The organism is Aquabacterium sp. J223 (genome assembly GCF_024666615.1).
Classification (GTDB): Bacteria; Pseudomonadota; Gammaproteobacteria; order Burkholderiales; family Burkholderiaceae_C; genus J223.
In genome coordinates, this window is the sequence record NZ_CP088297.1 from 1,776,967 (window position 1) to 1,795,424 (window position 18,458).

Annotated in this window: 15 protein-coding genes, 1 tRNA gene and 1 pseudogene; 15 read left to right on the top strand and 2 right to left on the bottom strand. The window is 69.9% G+C overall.

Annotated features, from left to right (window positions below; all coding sequences use genetic code 11):
- Positions 1 to 284: 284 nt before the first annotated feature.
- Together LRS07_RS08555 and mdoH are read right to left on the bottom strand one after the other, a co-directional pair.
- Positions 285 to 1,280 carry a Bug family tripartite tricarboxylate transporter substrate binding protein gene (locus tag LRS07_RS08555; RefSeq protein WP_260501512.1) on the bottom strand — a complete coding sequence of 332 codons (996 nt, stop codon included), beginning with the start codon at positions 1,278 to 1,280 and terminating at the stop codon, positions 285 to 287.
- Positions 1,281 to 1,463: 183 nt separating this feature from the next.
- Entirely contained in the window at positions 1,464 to 3,809 is a 2,346-nt protein-coding gene (gene mdoH, locus LRS07_RS08560) for a glucans biosynthesis glucosyltransferase MdoH (RefSeq protein WP_260501513.1), read from the bottom strand.
- A gap of 516 nt (positions 3,810 to 4,325) precedes the next feature.
- On the opposite strand from mdoH, the gene thrS reads away from it, so the two are divergent.
- From thrS to LRS07_RS08635, 15 genes and pseudogenes are all read left to right on the top strand, one after another.
- The gene (gene thrS, locus LRS07_RS08565) at positions 4,326 to 6,245 is read left to right on the top strand and encodes a threonine--tRNA ligase (RefSeq protein WP_260501514.1); all 1,920 of its coding nucleotides are present in this window, start codon (positions 4,326 to 4,328) and stop codon (positions 6,243 to 6,245) included.
- A gap of 72 nt (positions 6,246 to 6,317) precedes the next feature.
- A complete protein-coding gene (gene infC / locus LRS07_RS08570) occupies positions 6,318 to 6,866 on the top strand; it encodes a translation initiation factor IF-3 (protein ID WP_260502077.1) in 549 nt (182 codons plus the stop codon).
- A gap of 130 nt (positions 6,867 to 6,996) precedes the next feature.
- Positions 6,997 to 7,200 (top strand): 50S ribosomal protein L35, encoded by a 204-nt coding sequence (gene rpmI / locus LRS07_RS08575; protein ID WP_260501515.1) that lies wholly within the window; start codon positions 6,997 to 6,999, stop codon positions 7,198 to 7,200.
- A 29-nt stretch (positions 7,201 to 7,229) separates the two neighbouring features.
- The gene (gene rplT, locus LRS07_RS08580) at positions 7,230 to 7,589 is read left to right on the top strand and encodes a 50S ribosomal protein L20 (protein ID WP_260501516.1); all 360 of its coding nucleotides are present in this window, start codon (positions 7,230 to 7,232) and stop codon (positions 7,587 to 7,589) included.
- A gap of 170 nt (positions 7,590 to 7,759) precedes the next feature.
- On the top strand, positions 7,760 to 8,803 hold the full coding sequence (gene pheS, locus LRS07_RS08585) for a phenylalanine--tRNA ligase subunit alpha (protein ID WP_260501517.1): 1,044 nt from the start codon (positions 7,760 to 7,762) through the stop codon (positions 8,801 to 8,803).
- Positions 8,804 to 8,824: 21 nt separating this feature from the next.
- Positions 8,825 to 11,254 (top strand): phenylalanine--tRNA ligase subunit beta, encoded by a 2,430-nt coding sequence (gene pheT / locus LRS07_RS08590; RefSeq protein ID WP_260501518.1) that lies wholly within the window; start codon positions 8,825 to 8,827, stop codon positions 11,252 to 11,254.
- Positions 11,255 to 11,284: 30 nt separating this feature from the next.
- A complete protein-coding gene (locus LRS07_RS08595) occupies positions 11,285 to 11,653 on the top strand; it encodes an integration host factor subunit alpha (RefSeq protein WP_260501519.1) in 369 nt (122 codons plus the stop codon).
- A gap of 34 nt (positions 11,654 to 11,687) precedes the next feature.
- Positions 11,688 to 12,200, top strand: a complete 513-nt coding sequence (locus LRS07_RS08600; protein ID WP_260501520.1) for a MerR family transcriptional regulator — start codon at positions 11,688 to 11,690, stop codon at positions 12,198 to 12,200.
- Positions 12,201 to 12,243: 43 nt separating this feature from the next.
- Positions 12,244 to 12,320: transfer RNA gene (locus LRS07_RS08605), tRNA-Pro, on the top strand.
- 954 nt (positions 12,321 to 13,274) lie between these two features.
- Positions 13,275 to 13,739, top strand: coding sequence for a hypothetical protein (locus LRS07_RS08610; RefSeq protein WP_260501521.1), 465 nt, complete (start codon positions 13,275 to 13,277; stop codon positions 13,737 to 13,739).
- Positions 13,740 to 14,418: 679 nt separating this feature from the next.
- Entirely contained in the window at positions 14,419 to 14,925 is a 507-nt protein-coding gene (locus tag LRS07_RS08615) for a single-stranded DNA-binding protein (RefSeq protein ID WP_260501522.1), read from the top strand.
- Between the two features lie 71 nt (positions 14,926 to 14,996).
- Positions 14,997 to 15,881 (top strand): DUF932 domain-containing protein, encoded by an 885-nt coding sequence (locus LRS07_RS08620; RefSeq protein ID WP_260501523.1) that lies wholly within the window; start codon positions 14,997 to 14,999, stop codon positions 15,879 to 15,881.
- 106 nt (positions 15,882 to 15,987) lie between these two features.
- Positions 15,988 to 16,343: pseudogene (locus LRS07_RS22440) on the top strand (DUF7673 family protein).
- 250 nt (positions 16,344 to 16,593) lie between these two features.
- Positions 16,594 to 17,433: a ParA family protein gene (locus tag LRS07_RS08630; RefSeq protein ID WP_260501525.1), complete on the top strand. Its 840-nt coding sequence runs from the start codon at positions 16,594 to 16,596 to the stop codon at positions 17,431 to 17,433.
- Complete coding sequence (locus LRS07_RS08635) at positions 17,417 to 18,355, top strand: ParB/RepB/Spo0J family partition protein (protein WP_260501526.1); 939 nt, start codon at positions 17,417 to 17,419, stop codon at positions 18,353 to 18,355. Before LRS07_RS08630 ends, LRS07_RS08635 begins: the two co-directional genes overlap by 17 nt.
- Positions 18,356 to 18,458: the final 103 nt, after the last annotated feature.

The following is an 18,458-nucleotide window of genomic DNA, read 5'->3' on the forward strand; positions in this document are numbered from 1 at the left end:
CGGGCGCGCCACGCCGCCAGCCCCAGCAGCACCAGGCAGCACAGCGCACTGGCGCCGTGAACCCAGGCCAGCGCCGAATCGTGCAGGGTCAGGGCGGCGTAGAGCGCGGTGGAGCTGTTGGCCGCGGTGAACAACGCCCAGGTGGCGTACGAGAAGCCGGCGGCCGCCTGCGGCTGGCAGACCAGCTTCGCCATCTGCGGCACGTAGGCCGCCAGGCGCAGGCCGTTGCAGACGGCGAAGGCCGCCAGCGAGAGGTCGAGTGCGTCGAGGTCCATGGCGCGACCTCAATCCGCCTGCAGGCCCACCTCTCTGACGAACGCCCGCCAGCGCGGCACCTCGGCCTCGAGCAGCGAGCGGAACTCCGCCGGCGTCGACGCCACCGCCCGGCCGCCGAGGCCTTCCAGCCGTTGCAGCGATGGCGGGTCGGCCAGCACGCGGGCGGCTTCGTCGCGCAGGCGGACGGCGATTTCCGGTGGCAGTCCGGCCGGCCCGACCAGGCCGAACCAGGCCAGCGAGTCCACCTGCGGCCAGCCGGCTTCGGCCATGGTCGGAACCTGCGGCCAGGCGGCCAGCCGCTCGCGGGCCGCCACCGCCAGCACGCGCAGGCGGTCCGCGGCCACCAGCGGTGCGGCGGTGGCCGGGTTGGCGAAGAACAGCGTGACGCGGCCCTCGGCCACGTCCGTCAACGGGCTGGTCTTGTATGGCACGTGGGTGAGGGTCAGGCCCGCCGCGCGCTGCAGCAGCTCACCGTTGCGGCGGGACGAGGTGCCGGCGCCGGCCGACGCGAAGCTGACGGTGCCGGGCTGCGCACGCGCGGCGGCGACGAGCTCCGCGACGCTGCGGGCGGGATGGTCCTTGCCCACCACCAGCAGGGTGGGCGTGACCACGAGCTGCGAGATCGGCGTCAGGTCCTGCAGCGGCGACAGGGCCGGCTCGGGGGACAGCGCCGGGTTGACCACCAGCGCCGCATCGCCGGCCACCACGAGCGTGTGGCCGTCGGGCGGCGCCTTGGCGACGCGGGACACCGCCAGGCTGCCGCCCGCGCCGGGCTGGTTGACGACCACCACCTCGGCGAAGCCCGAGCGCCGCCACCCCTCCGCCAGCACCCGGGCCAGGACGTCGGGTGGGGAACCGGCCGCGAACGGCACCACCAGCTGGATGGGCCGATCCGGGTAGGCCGCGGTGGCGAATGGGGCGGTCAGCGCCAGCAGGAGCGCAACGACCAGAACCCGCAGCGGGGCAGGAAGGTGGACACGGTGGTGGACACGCAGGCGGGACATGGGAACTCCTTGTCGTCGATCCGGACGGCGATGCCGGCATGGACGGAAGTGTTCGGCCGCTGCCCCGCGCCTGTCTTCAGGGGCCGTTCAACCATTTCTCAAGGTGCGGGGCCCGGCCAGCCCGCTGGACAGAAGGACGAACGCCCGGCGATGCCGGGCGTTCGGGGTGAAGGGCGGGTGCCTTCAGGTGCGCAGCGGGCTGTCGCGGCGCGTGGTCGCCTTGCCGCCGCGGCCGGCGGCGCGGGTGGCGGCCGAGGTCTCGCGCGCGTTGCCGTAACTCGCGCGCTGCAGGCGCGGCGAGGTCGACGACTCGGCCTGCAGGCGCTCGAACCGCTCCAGCTGCAGCTGGCGCCAGGCGTCGGCGTTGGCGATCGGCGGCACGCCGGGCACGACGAAGAGCTGCGGCGTCAGCAACTGTGTGGGGGCCAGCACCACCGCACAGGCGACCAGCGCGCGCGCCCACACCGGGCTGCGGCGGGCGGCGTCGGCCCATCGGCGGGACGCCGTCGCCATGGCCATTCCCGCAGCGCCGCCGGACAGGGGCAACGGCGTGCGCGCGCGGCGGACCGCGGCGCTGCCTTCCGCCCACGGCAGCGCGGCATAGTGGCGGGCGTGCTGCAGCGGCAGCGCGGGCGCCGATTCCTCGGGCACCAGCAGCAGGCCCTGGCGGCGCAGTCCCAGGCCGACGGCGGCGCGGCTGGACCAGACGGCCAGCGGCACCGCCAGCAGCAGCGGCACGGCCAGCGGCAGCGCCTGCAGCGGGTCGCCTTGGCCGAGCTGGCTGGCGGCCGCGGCGGTGCCGACCACGGCGAGCGTGGGCAGTCCGAAGCGCGAGAACGCGTCGCGCCAGCCGAGCGCCGCGGCATCGCGCGGGGGCGACTTCCATTCCAGCTTGAGCCCGGTCAGCGCGCCCAGCACGAACAGGCTGTGCGCCACCATGCGCACCGGCGCCTGCAGGGCCGACAGGCCGAGTTCGAACAGCGCGCCGCGGGCCAGCGCGCCCACGCCGCCGAAGCGGGCGGCTTCGCCGCGGCCGATGACGGTCAGCAGCCCGAGCAGCCGCGGCAGCACGAGCAGGCCGAGCGTCAGCGCCCAGAGGATCCAGGGCGCCCCGGCGGGGCCGACCCGAAGGGTGTCGCCGGACGCCTCGCCGCCGCCCAGGCCGGCCAGGCCGAGCAGCACGAAGCCCAGCCACAGCGGCGACGCGAGGTACGACAGCGCACCGGTGACGAACATCGTGCGGTGCACGCGGGCGAAACCGGGCTCGGCGATCAGCCGGGCGTTCTGCAGGTTCCCCTGGCACCAGCGGCGGTCGCGCTGCAGCTCGTCGGCCAGGTTGGGCGGCAGCTGCTCGTAGCTGCCGTCGATGTCCGGCACCAGCCAGACCTCGTAGCCGGCACGGCGGATCAGCGCCGCCTCGACGAAGTCGTGCGACAGGATCTCGCCGGCCAGGCCGCCCCGGCCGGGCAGCTTGGCCAGCGCGCAGTGCTGCATGAACGGGGCGACGCGCAGGATGGCGTTGTGGCCCCAGTAGTGGCTCTCGCCCAGCTGCCAGTAGGCCAGGCCGGCGGTGAACAGCCGGCCCGTCACGCGGCTGACGAAGGCCTGGGCGCGGGCGTGAAGGGTGTCGGTGCCGCAGGGCTGCGGCGCGGTCTGCAGGATGCCGGCGGTGGGGCGCGATTCCATCGCGCGCACCAGCGTGACCAGGCTGTCGCCGGTCATCACGCTGTCGGCGTCCATGACCACCATGTAGCGGTAGGCGCGGCCCCAGCGGCGGCACCAGTCGGCCACGTTGCCGGCCTTGCGCTTGGTGCGCAGCCGGCGGTGGCGGTAGTGAACGTGCGGTGCGGTGTCGCCGAGCGACGCCATGGCGTCGCGCAGGGCCGCCACCGCGCGCAGCTCGGCCGCCTGCAATGCCGGGTCGCGGGTGTCGGACAGCACGAACACGTCGAAGGCGTGCGACTGGCCGGTGGCGTGCAGCGACTCGCAGGTCGCGCGCAGGCCGCCAAAGACGGTCGCGACGTCCTCGTTGCAGATGGGCATCAGCAGCGCGGTGCGGGCGTCCACCGGCAGCGGCGTGCGGGGCAGGCCGGCGGCGTACAGGCCGTGGCGGTCGCCGCGCAGCATCACCACGAAGCCCATCACCGCGGTGACGCAGCCGGCCGAGACCCAGGCGAAGAGCAGCGTGAACAGCGTGCGCTCCACATAGGCGCCGGCCCCTGCCTCCTCGGGCAGCGGACCGAGGGCCCAGAGCGCGCCGCCGGCGCTGATGGCGACCAGGGCGAGCAGCGCCAGCCGGCGTCGCTCGGCGGCCCGTTGCCATGCCGGGCGTGGGCCGCTGGTGGTGGCCGGCCGGTAGCGGCTGCCGAGCAAGGGACCGAGCAGCCCCAAGGCCAGCCCGCGCCAGAAGCCGAACCAGGGCGCCGGCGTCATGTGGCCGCGCTGAAGCGGCGGGGCGAGCGGGGTCTCGGCCTCCGCGGCGGCGGGCAGGGGTTGCGGGGCTGAGTGGGGCAGAGGGGACGAGGCCATGGCGGTGTACATCACGAATCAGTGCCGAACGACGGTTCGGCGCCGGACGAAGGAACGACCAGATCCGGACAAGCCCCGACAACGCGGCGCCGGCCTTGCCGGACGACGTCACGCCGGTCACCATGGTGCAAGCAATGGCAACGGCGGGCCGGATCGTCACGCGTCATGGGGTCGGGCCTTGTGAATTTCAAGAGGGAGCTCGGCGCCGGAAGGCAACCGCAGTTTCCCGGGAGTCCCAGGCAACAGCGGCCTCATAGCAAGCGGCGAGCCCGGCGTCGGCCACCGCCGCCAGGGCCCGCCGGGCGGGCCCGGCCCTCGCTACAATCGCGGCTTTCCTTCACCCACAAGGACGAGAAAGGCAGCCTGGTTATGACACCGCGAACTACGACTCCCGTCGTCGCCGAGGTCTAGCCGCCGCGTTGCCTTCGTTCGCCCTTCCGCCTGTCGCACCCTGCGCGGGCCCCTGACGAAAAGCGCGGTCACCCACCGCGCTTTTTTGTTGTCCTGCCTTCGACCATGATCCACATCCAGTTGCCCGACGGTTCCCAGCGCAGCTTCGAGCAGCCACCGACGGTGGCCGACGTCGCCGCGTCGATCGGCCCCGGCTTGGCCAAGGCCGCCCTCGGCGGCCGCGTCGGCACCGGCGAGTCCGCCAGGCTGGTCGACACCAGCCACCGCATCGAGCAGGACGCGACGCTCGCCATCGTCACCGAGAAGGACCCCGACGGGCTGGAGCTGATCCGCCACTCCACGGCCCACCTGCTCGCGTACGCCGTCAAGGAGCTCTTCCCCGAGGCGCAGGTGACCATCGGCCCGACGGTGGAGAACGGCTTCTATTACGACTTCGCCTACAAGCGGCCCTTCACGCCCGAGGACCTTGCGGCCATCGAGAAGAAGATGGCCGAGCTCGCGAAGAAGGACGAGCCGGTCCGCCGCCGCGTGCTGCCGCGCGACGAGGCGGTGGCGTACTTCAAGTCGCTCGGGGAGCACTACAAGGCCGAACTCATCGCCGCCATCCCGCCCGGCGAGGAGGTGTCGCTCTACCGCGAGGGTGCCTTCGAGGACCTGTGCCGCGGTCCGCACGTGCCGTCCACCGGCCGCCTGCGGCACTTCAAGCTGATGAAGGTGGCCGGCGCCTACTGGCGCGGCGACCACCGCAACGAGCAACTGCAGCGCATCTACGGCACCGCCTGGGCGACCAAGGACGAGCTGCAGCAGTACCTGCACATGCTGGAGGAGGCCGAGAAGCGCGACCACCGGCGCCTCGGCCGCGAGCTCGACCTGTTCCACCTCGACGAACACTCGCCGGGCACGGTGTTCTGGCACCCCAAGGGCTGGGCGCTGTGGCAGCAGGTGGAGCAGTACATGCGCGCCGTCTACCGCGACAACGGCTACCAGGAGGTCAAGGGTCCGCAGATCCTGGACAAGGGCCTGTGGGAGAAGACCGGCCACTGGGACAAGTACCGCGAGAACATGTTCGTCACCGAGAGCGAGAAGCGGGACTACGCGCTCAAGCCGATGAACTGCCCGGGGCACCTGCTCATCTACAAGCAGGGCATCAAGAGCTACCGCGACCTGCCGCTGCGCTACGGCGAATTCGGCCAGTGCCACCGCAACGAGCCCACCGGCGGGCTGCACGGCATCATGCGGGTGCGCGGCTTCACCCAGGACGACGGCCACATCTTCTGCACCGAGGACCAGATCCTCGACGAGTGCACCGCCTTCACCGCCCTGCTGCAGAAGGTCTACCTGGACTTCGGCTTCACCGACGTCATCTACAAGGTCGCCACGAGGCCCGAGGCGCGCATCGGCTCGGATGAGAGCTGGGACAAGGCCGAGGGCGCCCTGATGGAGAGCCTCCGGCGCTCCGGCGTCGAGTTCTCGATCGCGCCCGGCGACGGTGCCTTCTACGGGCCGAAGATCGAGTACACGTTGAAGGACGCGATCGGCCGCCAGTGGCAGGTCGGGACGATCCAGGTCGACTTCTCGATGCCGGGCCGCCTGGGCGCCGAGTACGTGGCCGAGAGCGGGGAACGCCAGGTGCCGGTGATGCTGCACCGGGCGATCGTGGGCTCGATGGAGCGCTTCATCGGCATCCTCATCGAGCAGCACGCCGGCGCGCTGCCGACGTGGCTGGCGCCGGTGCAGGTGGTGGTGGCCGGCATCACCGACGCGCAGGCGGACTATGTGGCGGACGTGCTGAAAACGCTTCTAAAACAAGGTGTTAGAGCAACGGCCGACCTGCGCAATGAGAAAATCACGTATAAAATCCGCGAGCATTCCATGCAGAAGGTTCCGTTCATCCTGGTCGTCGGCGACAAGGAGAAGGCAAGCGGGGCCGTCGCGGTGCGCGCCCGGGGCAATCAGGATCTCGGTGTGATGCCGCTGGACCAGTTCATCGAGAAGCTGTCCAGCGACATCGCCGCCAAGAGCTGAAACGTCCCTGGCGCGTTGTCGTTTTCATTTGTGTCAGGGGCGGTGCCTTCGTCTCGCTGAGAGGTCCTCACCATCGCTACCTTCCTTGACCGTCGTACGCCCAACGCGGAGCGCAAGCACCGGCTCAACCGCGAGATCATGGCGCCGCAGGTGCGCCTGAACGGGCCCGAGAACGAGCCGCTGGGCGTGGTGCCGATCCAAGAGGCATTGCGGCTCGCAGGCGAGTACGACGTCGACCTGGTGGAGATCGTGGCGCAGGCCGATCCGCCGGTGTGCCGGCTGATGGACTACGGCAAGTTCAAGTACCTGGAGCAGAAGAAGGCCGCCGAGGCCAAGGCCAAGCAGAAGATCATCGAGGTCAAGGAAGTCAAGTTCCGGCCCGGCACCGACGAAGGCGACTACCAGATCAAGCTGCGCAACCTGCGCCGCTTCATCGCGGAAGACGGCGACAAGGGCAAGGTGACGTTGCGTTACCGCGGCCGCGAGATCACGCACCAGGAGATCGGCATGCGGCTGCTGGAGCGCATCCGCGACGACCTGGCCGACGTGGCGGTGGTGGAGAACATGCCCAAGCTGGAAGGCCGGCAGATGATCATGGTGCTGGCGCCGAAGAAGCGGTAACGCCTTCGCGCCAACAGGAAACGATGCCCAGGGGTGGTCACCCCTGGGCATCGCACAGAAGCTCTTGCAGGCCGACAAGGACGCGGACACCCGCGGACGCCTGTCTCGAGCAGCAAAAAAAGGAGCAGTGATGCCCAAGATGAAGACCAAGAAGAGCGCTGCCAAGCGCTTCCGGGTGCGCCCGGGTGGCACGGTGAAGCGTGGTCACGCCTTCAAGCGCCACATCCTCACCAAGAAGACGACCAAGAACAAGCGCCAGCTTCGCGGCGCGGCCAACGTGCACGAGACCGACCTGGGCCACATCGCCGCGATGCTGCCCTTCGCTGGCCTTTGATCCCCACCTGAGACACAAGGAGAGAAAGCATGCCTCGCGTCAAACGTGGTGTCACCGCACGCGCCCGTCACAAGAAGGTGCTGGCCCTGGCCAAGGGTTACCGTGGCCGTCGCAAGAACGTCTTCCGCATCGCCAAGCAGGCGGTGATGAAGGCGGGCCAGTACGCCTACCGTGACCGCCGCACCAAGAAGCGCGTCTTCCGCCAGCTCTGGATCGCCCGCATCAACGCGGCGTCCCGTGAGCTCGGTGTGACGTACAGCAAGTTCATGGCCGGGCTGAAGAAGGCCCAGATCGACCTTGACCGCAAGGTCCTGGCCGACATGGCCGTGCACGATCCGGCCGCTTTCGGCAGCATCGTCGACAAGGTGAAGGCCCAGCTCGCGGCCTGAGTCCGCCATGCGTGCCACCCGGTTCGCCGGGCGGCACGCGACGTCGTCGGGCCTCGGCCCGGTGCGTCCCTCAAGGCCGGCACCGCAAGGGACCGGCCTTTTTCATGTCTGCCCGCGCGGGGCTGCCCGCGCGTCCTTGAGCCGATCAGGCAACCGACTGATCACCGACGATGAACGACCTCGACCAACTGCTCGCCGATGCGCAGGCCGACTTCCAGGCGGCGACGACGCCCGCCGACCTGGAGAACGCGAAGGCCCGCTACCTGGGCAAGGCCGGCCGCCTGACCGAACTGCTCAAGGGCCTGGCCGCACTGCCGCACGAGGCGAAGAAGACCCGCGGGGCGCAGATCAACGCGGCCAAGCAGCAGGTCGAAGCGGCGCTGCAGGCGCGGCGCCAGGCACTGGCCGACGCCGAGCTGGAAGCCCAGCTGCAGGCCGAGTCGCTCGACGTCACGCTGCCCGGCCGCCAGCGCGGCACGGGCGGCCTGCACCCGGTCTCGCGCACGATGGAGCGCATCGAGGCCATCTTCGGGTCGATGGGCTTCGAGGTCGCCGACGGCCCGGAGATCGAGACCGACTGGTACAGCTTCACCGCCCTGAACAACCCCGAGAACCACCCGGCGCGCTCGATGCAGGACACGTTCTACGTGGACCTGAAGGACGCCGAGGGCCGGTGGCTCAACCTGCGGCCGCACACCAGCCCGATGCAGGTGCGTCATGCGCGCGCCCACGCGGCCCGGTACGCCGGGGTGGACCCGATGCCCGAGATCCGCGTCATCGCGCCCGGCCGCACCTACCGTGTGGACAGCGACGCCACCCATTCGCCGATGTTCCACCAGTGCGAGGGCCTGTGGATCGGCGAGAACGTCAGCTTCAAGGACCTGAAGTCGGTGTTCCTCGACTTCTTCCGCCGCTTCTTCGAGACCGAGGCGCTGCAGCTGCGCTTCCGGCCGTCGTTCTTCCCCTTCACCGAGCCGTCGGCGGAGGTGGACATCGCCTTCGACTCGGGCCCGCTGAAGGGTCGCTGGCTGGAGGTGGCCGGTTCCGGCCAGGTGCACCCGAACGTGGTGCGCAATTTCGGGCTCGACCCCGAGCGCCACATCGGCTTTGCCTTCGGCATGGGCCCGGACCGGCTGACCATGCTGCGCTACGGTGTCAACGACCTGCGCCTGTTCTTCGACGGCGACCTGCGCTTCCTGTCGCAGTTCCGCTGACCCTTCCTCCGCGAGACCCGCATGCAATTCCCCGAAAGCTGGCTGCGCGAGTACTGCAACCCGCCGCTGACCACCGAGGCGCTGGCCGACACGCTGACCATGGCCGGCCTGGAAGTGGAAGCACTCGAGCGCGCCGCGCCCCCGTTCTCCCGCGTGGTGGTGGCCGAGATCCTGACCGCCGAGCCCCACCCCGACGCCGACCGCCTGCGGGTGTGCCAGGTCGAGGCCGGCCCGCATTCCAAGGACGGTCCGCTGCAGATCGTCTGCGGCGCGCCCAACGCCCGTGCCGGCCTCAAGGTGCCGCTGGCGCTGGTGGGCGCGGAGCTGCCGCCCGGCGAGGACGGCCAGCCGTTCAGGATCAAGCAGGGCACGCTGCGCGGCGTCGAGAGCCAGGGCATGCTGTGCTCGGCGCGCGAGCTGAAGTTGACGGACGACCACGCCGGCCTGCTCGAACTGGACCCGTCCGCCCCTGTGGGCCAGGACCTGCGCGACTGGCTGACGCTCGACGACGCGGTGTTCACGCTCAAGCTCACGCCCAACCTCGGCCATGCGCTGTCGGTGCAGGGCGTCGCGCGCGAAGTGTCGGCGCTGACCGGCGCACCGCTCACGCTGCCGGTGGTGCCACCGGTCCCGCCGCGCCACGACGCCCGGCTGCCGGTGACCGTCGAGGCCACCGACCTGTGCGGCCGCTTCGCCGGCCGCATCGTCCGCGGCGTGAACCCCAGGGCCGCGACGCCGGCCTGGATGGTCGAGCGCCTGGCGCGCTGTGGCCAACGGTCGGTGTCGCCGCTGGTCGACATCTCCAACTACGTGATGTTCGAGTGCGGCCAGCCCTCGCACATCTTCGACCTGGCGAAGATCCACGGCGGGCTGACGGTGCGCTGGGGCCGCCCGGGCGAGTCGCTCAAGCTGCTCAACGGCAACACCGTCGAGCTGGATGAACAGGTGGGCGTCATAGCCGACGAACGCGGCGTCGAGTCGCTGGCCGGCATCATGGGCGGCGACGCGACCGCGGTGTCGGACGACACCCGCGACATCTACGTCGAGGCCGCCTTCTGGTGGCCGGAAGCCGTGGCCGGCCGCGGGCGGCGCTACGGCTTCTCGACCGACGCCGGCCACCGCTTCGAACGCGGCGTGGACCCCGAGGGCTGCGTGCGGGCCATCGAGCGCATCACCGCGCTGATCCTGCAGATCTGCGGCGGGGAGGCCGGCCCGATCGACGACCAGCAGCCGGCCATGCCACGGCCCGTGCCGGTCACCCTGCGGGTCGCGCGGGCCGCCAAGGTCATCGGCATGCCGGTCAGCCAGGCCGACTGCGCCGGCGTGATGCGCAAGCTGGGACTGGCCTTCGAAGAAGGCGACGGCGTGCTGCGGGTGACGCCGCCCAGCCGCCGCTTCGACCTGCGGATCGAGGAAGACCTGATCGAGGAAGTGATCCGGGTGCTGGGCTACGACCGCCTGCCGGCGACACCGCCGTTGGCGCCGGTGACGGCCCTGCCGCAGGACGAGCGCCGGCGGTCACGCCATGCGTTGCGCCATGCCATCGCCGCCCGCGACTACCAGGAGACGATCTCCTTCAGCTTCGTCGAGGAGCGCTGGGAGCGTGAGCTGGCCGGCAACGACCAGCCAATCCGCGTCTTGAACCCGATCGCCGCGCCGCTGGCGGTGATGCGGTCCAACCTCGTCGGCAGCCTGGTCCAGGCGCTGCGCCACAACCTGGCACGGCGGGCGGAGCGGGTGCGGCTGTTCGAGGTCGGTCGGGTCTTCCACCGCGATGCCGACGCCGTCGACGGGCCGTTCTCGGTGGCCGGTGTGCGCCAGCCGATGCGTGTCGGCGGGCTGGCCTGGGGGCCGGCCGAGCAACTGCAGTGGGCGACGAAGGAGCGGCACGTCGACTTCTTCGACGTCAAGGGCGACGTGGAGGCGCTGCTGGTGCCGGCGACGGCCCGGTTCGTTCCGACCGCCGGCGACGCGGCGCATCCGGCGCTCCATCCCGGCCGCGCCGCGTGGGTGGAACTGGACGGCCGCCGCGTCGGCTTCGTGGGCGAGTTGCACCCGCGCTGGCGTCTGGCCTACGAGCTGCCCTCCGCCCCGGTGGTGTTCGAACTGGACCTCGACGCGCTGCTGCAGCGGCCGCTGCCGGCCTTCCAGCCGCTGCCCAAGCAGCTGTCGACCTGGCGCGACCTCGCCGTCGTGGCGCCGCAGTCGCTGCCGCACGATGCCGTGGTGCAGGCCATCGCCGACGCGGACCCGCTGCTGCGCTCGGTGCGGTTGTTCGACGTCTGGCAGCCGGCGCAGCCCACCGCCGACATCGGGCCCGGCGAGCACAGCCTGGCGCTGCGGCTCGAGTTGCGCGACGACGACGCCACGCTGACCGACGATCGCATCGAAGCGGTCGTTCGTCGCGTCATCACGCAACTGAGTGGCCTGGGCGCGCGGCCGCGCGGCTAGCATGCCCGGGAACCTCCACCACACCGTGCCATGAGCCAAGACGACGCCGCCGCGCCCGCCGCACCGCTGCTGCTGCCCACGCTGGAGACGCCGACGCTGACCAAGGCCGAGCTGGCCGAGTTGCTCTTCGAGCGGCTGGGCCTGAACAAGCGCGAGTCCAAGGACATGGTCGAGGCCTTCTTCGAGCTGCTGCACGGCAGCCTCGCGTCCGGCGAGGACGTGAAGCTGTCGGGCTTCGGCAACTTCAACATCCGCCGCAAGGCGCCGCGGCCGGGCCGCAACCCGCGCACCGGCGAGGCCATTCCCATCAAGGCGCGCAACGTCGTGACATTTCACGCCAGCCACAAGCTCAAGGCCCTGGTGCAGGGCGACCCGGCGGCCGATGATCAGTTCGAGTAGAGTTCCAACGCCCTCCTGAAACGCCTTGATTTCAATGGAGAAACCGCTCCCGGCCATCCCGCCGAAACGCTACTTCACCATCGGTGAGGTGAGCGAGCTCTGCGGCGTGAAGCCCTATGTGCTGCGCTACTGGGAGCAGGAGTTCGGCCAGCTGCGCCCGATGAAGCGCCGGGGCAACCGGCGCTACTACCAGCACCACGAGGTGCTGCTCATCCGCCGCATCCGCGAGCTGCTGTACGAGCAGGGCTTCACCATCAGCGGCGCGCGCAACCGGCTGGGCGACGTCCTGGCCGCCACGACGCGCGACGCCGACGTTGCTGCGGTGGAGGAGGGTGCCGACCGGATCTCCTCGGCGGAAGAGGCCGCGGCGCCGGTGCCTGCCGGCCTGCCGCTGCGGGCAGCCCACGGCGGGCATGCCATGCCCGCCATGGCGGCCGGCGTCGATGGCGGCGTGGCCGAGCTCAGCGTGCGGCCGCGCACCGAGCCCTGGTCGATGGACCAGGTGCGCAGCGAACTGCTCTCCATCCGCGGGCTGCTCTCGGGCTGAGCCGCGGCCGGCAGCGCAAGTTGGCTATACTGCACGGCTTCGTCGGGGTGTAGCGCAGCCTGGTAGCGCACTTGCATGGGGTGCAAGGGGTCGCGAGTTCGAATCCCGCCACCCCGACCATTTAAATCAACGGGTTAGTCCTCACGAGGGGCTAACCCGTTTTGCTTCGTAGGGCCCCAGGGGTAAACCGCGGGGTAAACCGCGTGGCGGTTGCCCGGGCAACTTCTGGAACCAGCCGGTGTGGTCTAGGTGCGACGATGCAGCTGGAACACACAGCGCAGCGATCGAGCCGAAGCACGGGTCGGTCGGCAGGGTCGCATGACCAGAATCGGAAGCTTCGCCGCTGTGCCATGATCGCGCTGCTGCCGCACAACGCTGTGGTACGTTGGCTTGACCTACAGAGGGCCGCTTCACACACATCGCGAACCTCGAAGCGTCCGTGTCGCACGCGTGCAAACGACCCAGACCGGACCTTTGGCGCGTAGCCCGTCGGGTGGCGTTGGAGAGTGAAAGCAGGCATTCGTTCATCAAGCCTGATGGACGCCATGGGCGAGAGCGGTCGGGCGCCTCAGTTGTGGCCGGAGATGCAATGGGTTTGGTCACGCTCGAGAGTCGTTCCAGTGGTTGAGTCGGCGAGTCGAGCCTGAGGTGGTGATGACCGCGGCAGGTGTGAGGAAGACCCTGGCCACGCGCTACGCGCCGTGGCCGTCGTCCACCTCAAGACGCCGACCGAGGTGATTCAGGATTCACGGGGCAGAAGCAGCCTGACGTGCCGGCGGGATGGGAGCCTGCGCGTCGCGTAGCAACGATGCATCGCTAGTGCAAGCAGCGTGGCGTGGGTGTGGACAGGGGGACAAGCGATGCCAGTCTAGCCCTCGAGTGTTGCCACGTCCTCGGGCGGTGGGGTCGTGGCGGCCTGTCCGGCGCAGCCAACTGAGAGAACGCTTGCACTCCCAGTTGTTGCCGGGACGCGGTCCTGGCTGGCGGCGTGCGTGCCCGGCTGCGGGGTGACCCTCGGCGGGCAAGAACGGCTCGTCGTTCAGAAGGCGAAATGCGGCCGGGGGAGAGAGGGTTGTGACTAATTCGGACGAGGCGACCATCGATGTCGCGGAGCTTTCATGTGCGCAGCGCATCGAGCAACTCATGCGCCACCGGATCGACCACTACGTCGCAGGCCGCAGCGATCCGAGCATCTACCAGAGCGTTCGAAACATGTCGCAGTTTGTTTCCGACGACTACGGCAATCGCTTCCTGATCGAGCTCATCCAGAACGCCCACGACGCGCACGATGCGTCTCGGAGTGATGGCGAGATCGCGGTGGTCCTTGATTCCGACGATGGCCATGGCTGCCTCTATGTCGCGAATCGGGGCACGGGTTTCGTCGAGGCCAACCTCAAGGCCATCACCAACATCGCGCTCAGCACCTCCAGCATCGGTCTGTCTTGTTGCCTCGAGCGCAACGCCGAGCTTGGGCGGTCCCTGCTTCGCACGGCTGGGCTGTCGTGCTACGCATCCCGCCACTGCGCGTCTCGCCCTTGACGGGCTTCCATCCCTCGCGCAACACGTTTCGGCCCGCTGCGCTGGGCGGGTGACGAGGGCGGCCCTTCCCGTGGGCGGGGATCGCGGGCCCTGATGTCCGTCGCGGGCACGCGACCGACGGTCCCGCTTGACGAACTGGCCCGCTGCTCGCGCACTGCGCTGCGCTCCACTGCGTTGCGCTCCGCTCCCGTGAGCTGCGCTCGTGCCAGATCGTCACCCTGGCCACCCGCCACGCCCCAAAGCCGGGCCGCCAGAACGCAAAGAGTGCTCGGGCCGGCTCGACCCCCGCGCGAGTCGATTCGCTTGGTGGCACGTAAGTCGCAGAGCCGCGGCCCTCATGAACATGGGCGGGCCGCTCGCGGGCAGCAGTCGCGCCTGCTGCGCCGTCACGCCGGCCGCGGTTGCTCGGGCCCTGTGGTGCGCGGTCGCTGCGCGATGAGCCGGTTCAGCCCACCGCGATCCCCCAGACCGCGCCCCCGTCCTGGGTGAGGGGGACTTGCTGGGGGATCTTCAATGCGGTGGGCCGGGAAACCGGCTCACTGTTTCTCGTGCTGGCGACCGCCTGAACAGCCACCCCACCCCCCGCCCGCCCCAGGGCGGGAGCGAGGAGTCCGAGCGAAGGATCAGTTTTCAGTAGCCCGAGGCGGGATGCGGCTGGTCCTTCGATGAGGAGTTCATCATGGCTTTCGTTCGTGTAGAGCAGCGCAATGCACATCTGGCCGGCAACGTCCGGCTCGTTTCCGTCGAGGGGCGCGACGGCCCGATCAGCAAGGCGACGCTGACCGCGATCAGCAACACCCGGCGCGGTTCGGGCGACAACCGGGGCGATGAGGCGACCGCGATCCTGTGGACGCTGTGGGGCAAACAGGCCGACAACGCGGCGCAGTACTTGGCCAAGGGCAGCCACGTAAACGTGGTCGGCCGGGTGCAGAACAACAACTACGAGCGCGACGGCGAGACCGTCTATTCGATGGCCTTCACGGCCGAGGAACTCGACTACCTCGACACCAAGGCCGCGGGCGACGCCCTGCGCGCGAAGCAGGGCAACGGGCCGGACGAGGACCAGCCTGCGGCGGACGCCGAGCCCGCGACCGCCAAGGCCGCGAAGGGCACGAAGGGCCGCAAGGCTCCCGCCAAGACCGCACAGGCCGACCTCGACGAGCACGGCGACCCGATCCCGTTCTGAACGACCCGGGGCGAAGCCGTGCTCTCTCGCGCTTCGTCCCTTCATCCATCCTAACGATTGAAGGAACCGACATGTACTCAACGCATACCGAATCGAGGGGCAACCTCGCAACGCGTTTCGCGCGCAATACTCGCGTTCTGCGCGGCGACGTCCCGCTGAGCGAGGAGCAGATGCGCGCCGCAGCCCCCTCGGTCTTCGCCGAAGGCAAGCACGCGAGCCGTTCCGAGCGCTACACCTACATCCCGACCATCGAAGTCCTGCGCGGGTTGCGCAAGGAGGGGTTCGAGCCCTACATGGTCGCGCAGGGTGCCAGCCGCATCGAGGGCAAGGCCGAGTTCACCAAGCACATGATCCGCATGCGCCACGCGGGGCAGGTGCAGACCCGGCCCGAGGCGAACGAGATCATCCTGATCAACAGCCACGACGGGGCCAGCAGCTACCAGATGCTCGCCGGCATGTTCCGCTTCGTCTGCTGCAACGGCCTGGTGGTGGGCGAGGTGGTGGAGGACATCCGCATTCCGCACAAGGGCAACATCCAGGGCGACGTGATCGAAGGCGCGTTCCGCGTGCTCGACAAGTTCGAGGCCGTGGAGCAGCACACCGAGGCAATGAAGGCGCTGCCGCTTGAGCCGCGCGAGGAAATCGCATTCGGCACCGCCGCGCTGGCGCTGCGCTTCGGTGAGCGACCGGTCGACGAGACGGGCGGCCATCGGCCGGCGCCGGTGACGGCCGAGCAACTCAACGAGGCGCGCCGCGTCGAGGACATCGGGCACAACCTCTGGACCACGTTCCAGCGCGTGCAGGAGAACGTGATGCGCGGCGGGCAGCCGGGCCGCAGCGTGCAGGGCCGCAGGCTCCAGACCCGACCGGTCGGCAGCATCGACCGTGGCGTGAGCCTGAACCGGGCGCTGTGGATGCTGGCCGAGGAGATGCGGCAGATCAAGGCGGCGTCGTGATGACGTGACTCAGGACGATGACTTCGAGGCTGAAGTCATCGCTCGATCTTGTCGAAACCGGCCCGACGATCGGGCCGGTCCTCAACGAATGCTGCGGAGCTGCGCCATGAGTCCACATGAAGAGATCGAAGCTGCGCGCGACGAGTTTCAGAGCCGGTCGCGCGCCGCCACCGCCACCGGCGCGCAGGCCTTTGCCCGCCTGCTGCGCCTGGCCGAGGAGCGCGACTCCGTGCAGATCGTCCGCGTCGCGCGCTTCCTGGCGGCCACCTACAACGGGCGGGCCTTCCGCTCAACGTGTTCGAGCTGCGCGCGGTCGACGTCGCGATCAGCGACGACATGCTGCGCTGCCTCGACGCGCTGCGCTGGGGCCGCGCCGACCTGCACACGCTGGTCCCTGATGGCGACCGTCGCCTGCAGGCCGTCATCGCGCGCTGGGGCTTGCGCTGGCCCGTGGGCGACTGATCCGGTACCGATGACTTTCCTCTGAAAGTCATCGCCACCACACCGCAATCCCACGCCGATCATTGATCGCGCGCGGTGCTCCCGCTGCGGGCTGCAAAACGTTCGCCGGCCTCCGCTGCCGCCTCGGCCGGCTCGGGGGATCCGGCTCCGGCCCATCGAGGACGCGGCGCCGGACAGGGCTCCATCGCACGCACCGCGCCCACCTCCCGGGTCGGTGGTCCGCGATCCGTTCGCGAAGGAGCGCCAGCCCATGAAGACCCTCGTCCTGTGCAACCAGAAGGGTGGCGTCGGCAAGAGCGCCGTCGCCACGCTGCTGGCGCACCACCTTGTCCATCGCGGCCGCCGAGTGCTCGCGATCGACCTCGATCACCAGGCCAACTTCACCAAGCCGCTACGCCTGTCGGGGAAGCCGACGCCGAGCGCGTGCACGGCCGAGGCACTGCTCACCGGAACACCGCCCGCCATTCCCGACAAGCCGTTTGTGCTGGTTCCCGGGGACCGCGCACTGCTCGGTCTGGAGCGCCAGCCCGCGCTGCACACGCCGTTCGCCCGAAACGTCCGTGCCGTCCTCGCGGCCGTGGACGCACGCTTCGACGTGTGCGTCATCGACACGAACCCGAATCCCGACATCCGTGTCATCGCCGCGGTGGCTTCGGCCGACTTCGTGCTGTCGCCGATCCAGCTCAACCAGGAGGCAATGGATGGCGTCAGCGGCCTGCTGAACCACGACCGCGTCGGCCTGCGCAAGATCAAGGCGGTACTGAACCCCAAGCTCGCGCTGATCGGGCTGCTGCCGACGATGGTGGAGCCGACACCGTTCCAGCGGGCGAACTTCACCCAGGTCGTGCGGCAGTACCACGCCCTGATGATCCGCATCGGCGATGGGCCTGGCGCGTTCGCGTCGATCCCGCGCCGTTCGTGCGTCGCTGAAGCCCAGGCCGAAGGCGCCGTGCTGTGGGAGATGAAGAAGACCGCCGCGCGCGACGCCTGGCGCGAGATCGAACCGAGCCTCTCGCGAATCGCCGACATCCTGACCGATGTCGCCACTGCCACGAAGCGCACAGAGGCCGCCGATGCCGCTGCAACTTGATGACCTGGCTGCGCTCGATGCGCCCAGCCCCACGTCGTCCGGGCAGCCGCTGCTGCTGCCGGTGGAAGCCATCGACGAAGACCCCGATCAACCGCGCCACGAGTTCGACGCCAACGGCCTGCAGGAGCTGGCCGAGACGATCCGGGAGCGTGGGGTGCGGCAGCCGATCTCGGTGCGGCCAAGCCTGCAGCACGCCGGTCGCTGGCTGCTGAACTTCGGCGCGCGGCGCCTGCGGGCATCGAAGCTTGCGGGCCTGGAGACCATCCCGGCCTTCATCGACACCACGGCCGACAGCTACGACCAGGTCATCGAGAACGAGCAGCGCGAGGGCCTGAAGCCGCTCGAACTGGCGCTGTTCGTGCAGAAGCGCCTGGCGCTCGGCGACAAGCAGGCCGACATCGCCAAGAACCTCGGCAAGAGCCGGCAGTGGGTGACCTTGGCGACCGCGCTGATCGAGGCGCCCGGCTGGTTGCTGCAGGCGTACAGGGAAGGGCGCTGCCGCGGGATGATGGAGCTGTACGAACTGCGGCGACTGCACGGCGAGCATCCGCAGTACATCGAAGCGTGGGTCTCGGACCGCGAGTCGATCACCCGGGACAGCGTGGCGGCGATGAAGGCGGAGCTGACCGGTGTCGTGCCGGGTTCGGCCCGGCCCGGGGCTTGCGCAATGATGCAGACCGTCGATGCAGCGCGAGTCGACAGTGAACCAGGCGAAGCGGCCAAACACCCTGCACAACGAGCGCGACCGCAGCCGAAGACAAACAAGCGGCTGCACGTGGAGATGGACGGCCAGGACTTCCAACTGGTGGTCTCGGTTGCCCCTGGCAAGGAGGGCCATCTGTACGTACGGCCCTTGACCGGTGGCCCACGCCGGCTGGCGCCGGCCACGGCACTCAAGTTGCGCGGGTTCGTCAGTCGTTAACGGTGTCGAACCCCTACGACAGGGGCGCTCACGTGGCGCCCCTCTCATTTGCCGTGCGCGTCGTCGACGCTGTCAAACGGTTTGACAGGCGCGCCGGGTCTCG

Bases quoted from the DNA above. Each gene is read 5' to 3' on its own strand.
- LRS07_RS08555 (WP_260501512.1), bottom strand. From the start codon at position 1,280: ATGTCCCGCCTGCGTGTCCACCACCGTGTCCACCTTCCTGCCCCGCTG.
- mdoH (WP_260501513.1), bottom strand. From the start codon at position 3,809: ATGGCCTCGTCCCCTCTGCCCCACTCAGCCCCGCAACCCCTGCCCGCC.
- thrS (WP_260501514.1), top strand. From the start codon at position 4,326: ATGATCCACATCCAGTTGCCCGACGGTTCCCAGCGCAGCTTCGAGCAG.
- rpmI (WP_260501515.1), top strand. From the start codon at position 6,997: ATGCCCAAGATGAAGACCAAGAAGAGCGCTGCCAAGCGCTTCCGGGTG.
- rplT (WP_260501516.1), top strand. From the start codon at position 7,230: ATGCCTCGCGTCAAACGTGGTGTCACCGCACGCGCCCGTCACAAGAAG.
- pheS (WP_260501517.1), top strand. From the start codon at position 7,760: ATGAACGACCTCGACCAACTGCTCGCCGATGCGCAGGCCGACTTCCAG.
- pheT (WP_260501518.1), top strand. From the start codon at position 8,825: ATGCAATTCCCCGAAAGCTGGCTGCGCGAGTACTGCAACCCGCCGCTG.
- LRS07_RS08595 (WP_260501519.1), top strand. From the start codon at position 11,285: ATGAGCCAAGACGACGCCGCCGCGCCCGCCGCACCGCTGCTGCTGCCC.
- LRS07_RS08600 (WP_260501520.1), top strand. From the start codon at position 11,688: ATGGAGAAACCGCTCCCGGCCATCCCGCCGAAACGCTACTTCACCATC.
- LRS07_RS08615 (WP_260501522.1), top strand. From the start codon at position 14,419: ATGGCTTTCGTTCGTGTAGAGCAGCGCAATGCACATCTGGCCGGCAAC.
- LRS07_RS08620 (WP_260501523.1), top strand. From the start codon at position 14,997: ATGTACTCAACGCATACCGAATCGAGGGGCAACCTCGCAACGCGTTTC.
- LRS07_RS08630 (WP_260501525.1), top strand. From the start codon at position 16,594: ATGAAGACCCTCGTCCTGTGCAACCAGAAGGGTGGCGTCGGCAAGAGC.
- LRS07_RS08635 (WP_260501526.1), top strand. From the start codon at position 17,417: ATGCCGCTGCAACTTGATGACCTGGCTGCGCTCGATGCGCCCAGCCCC.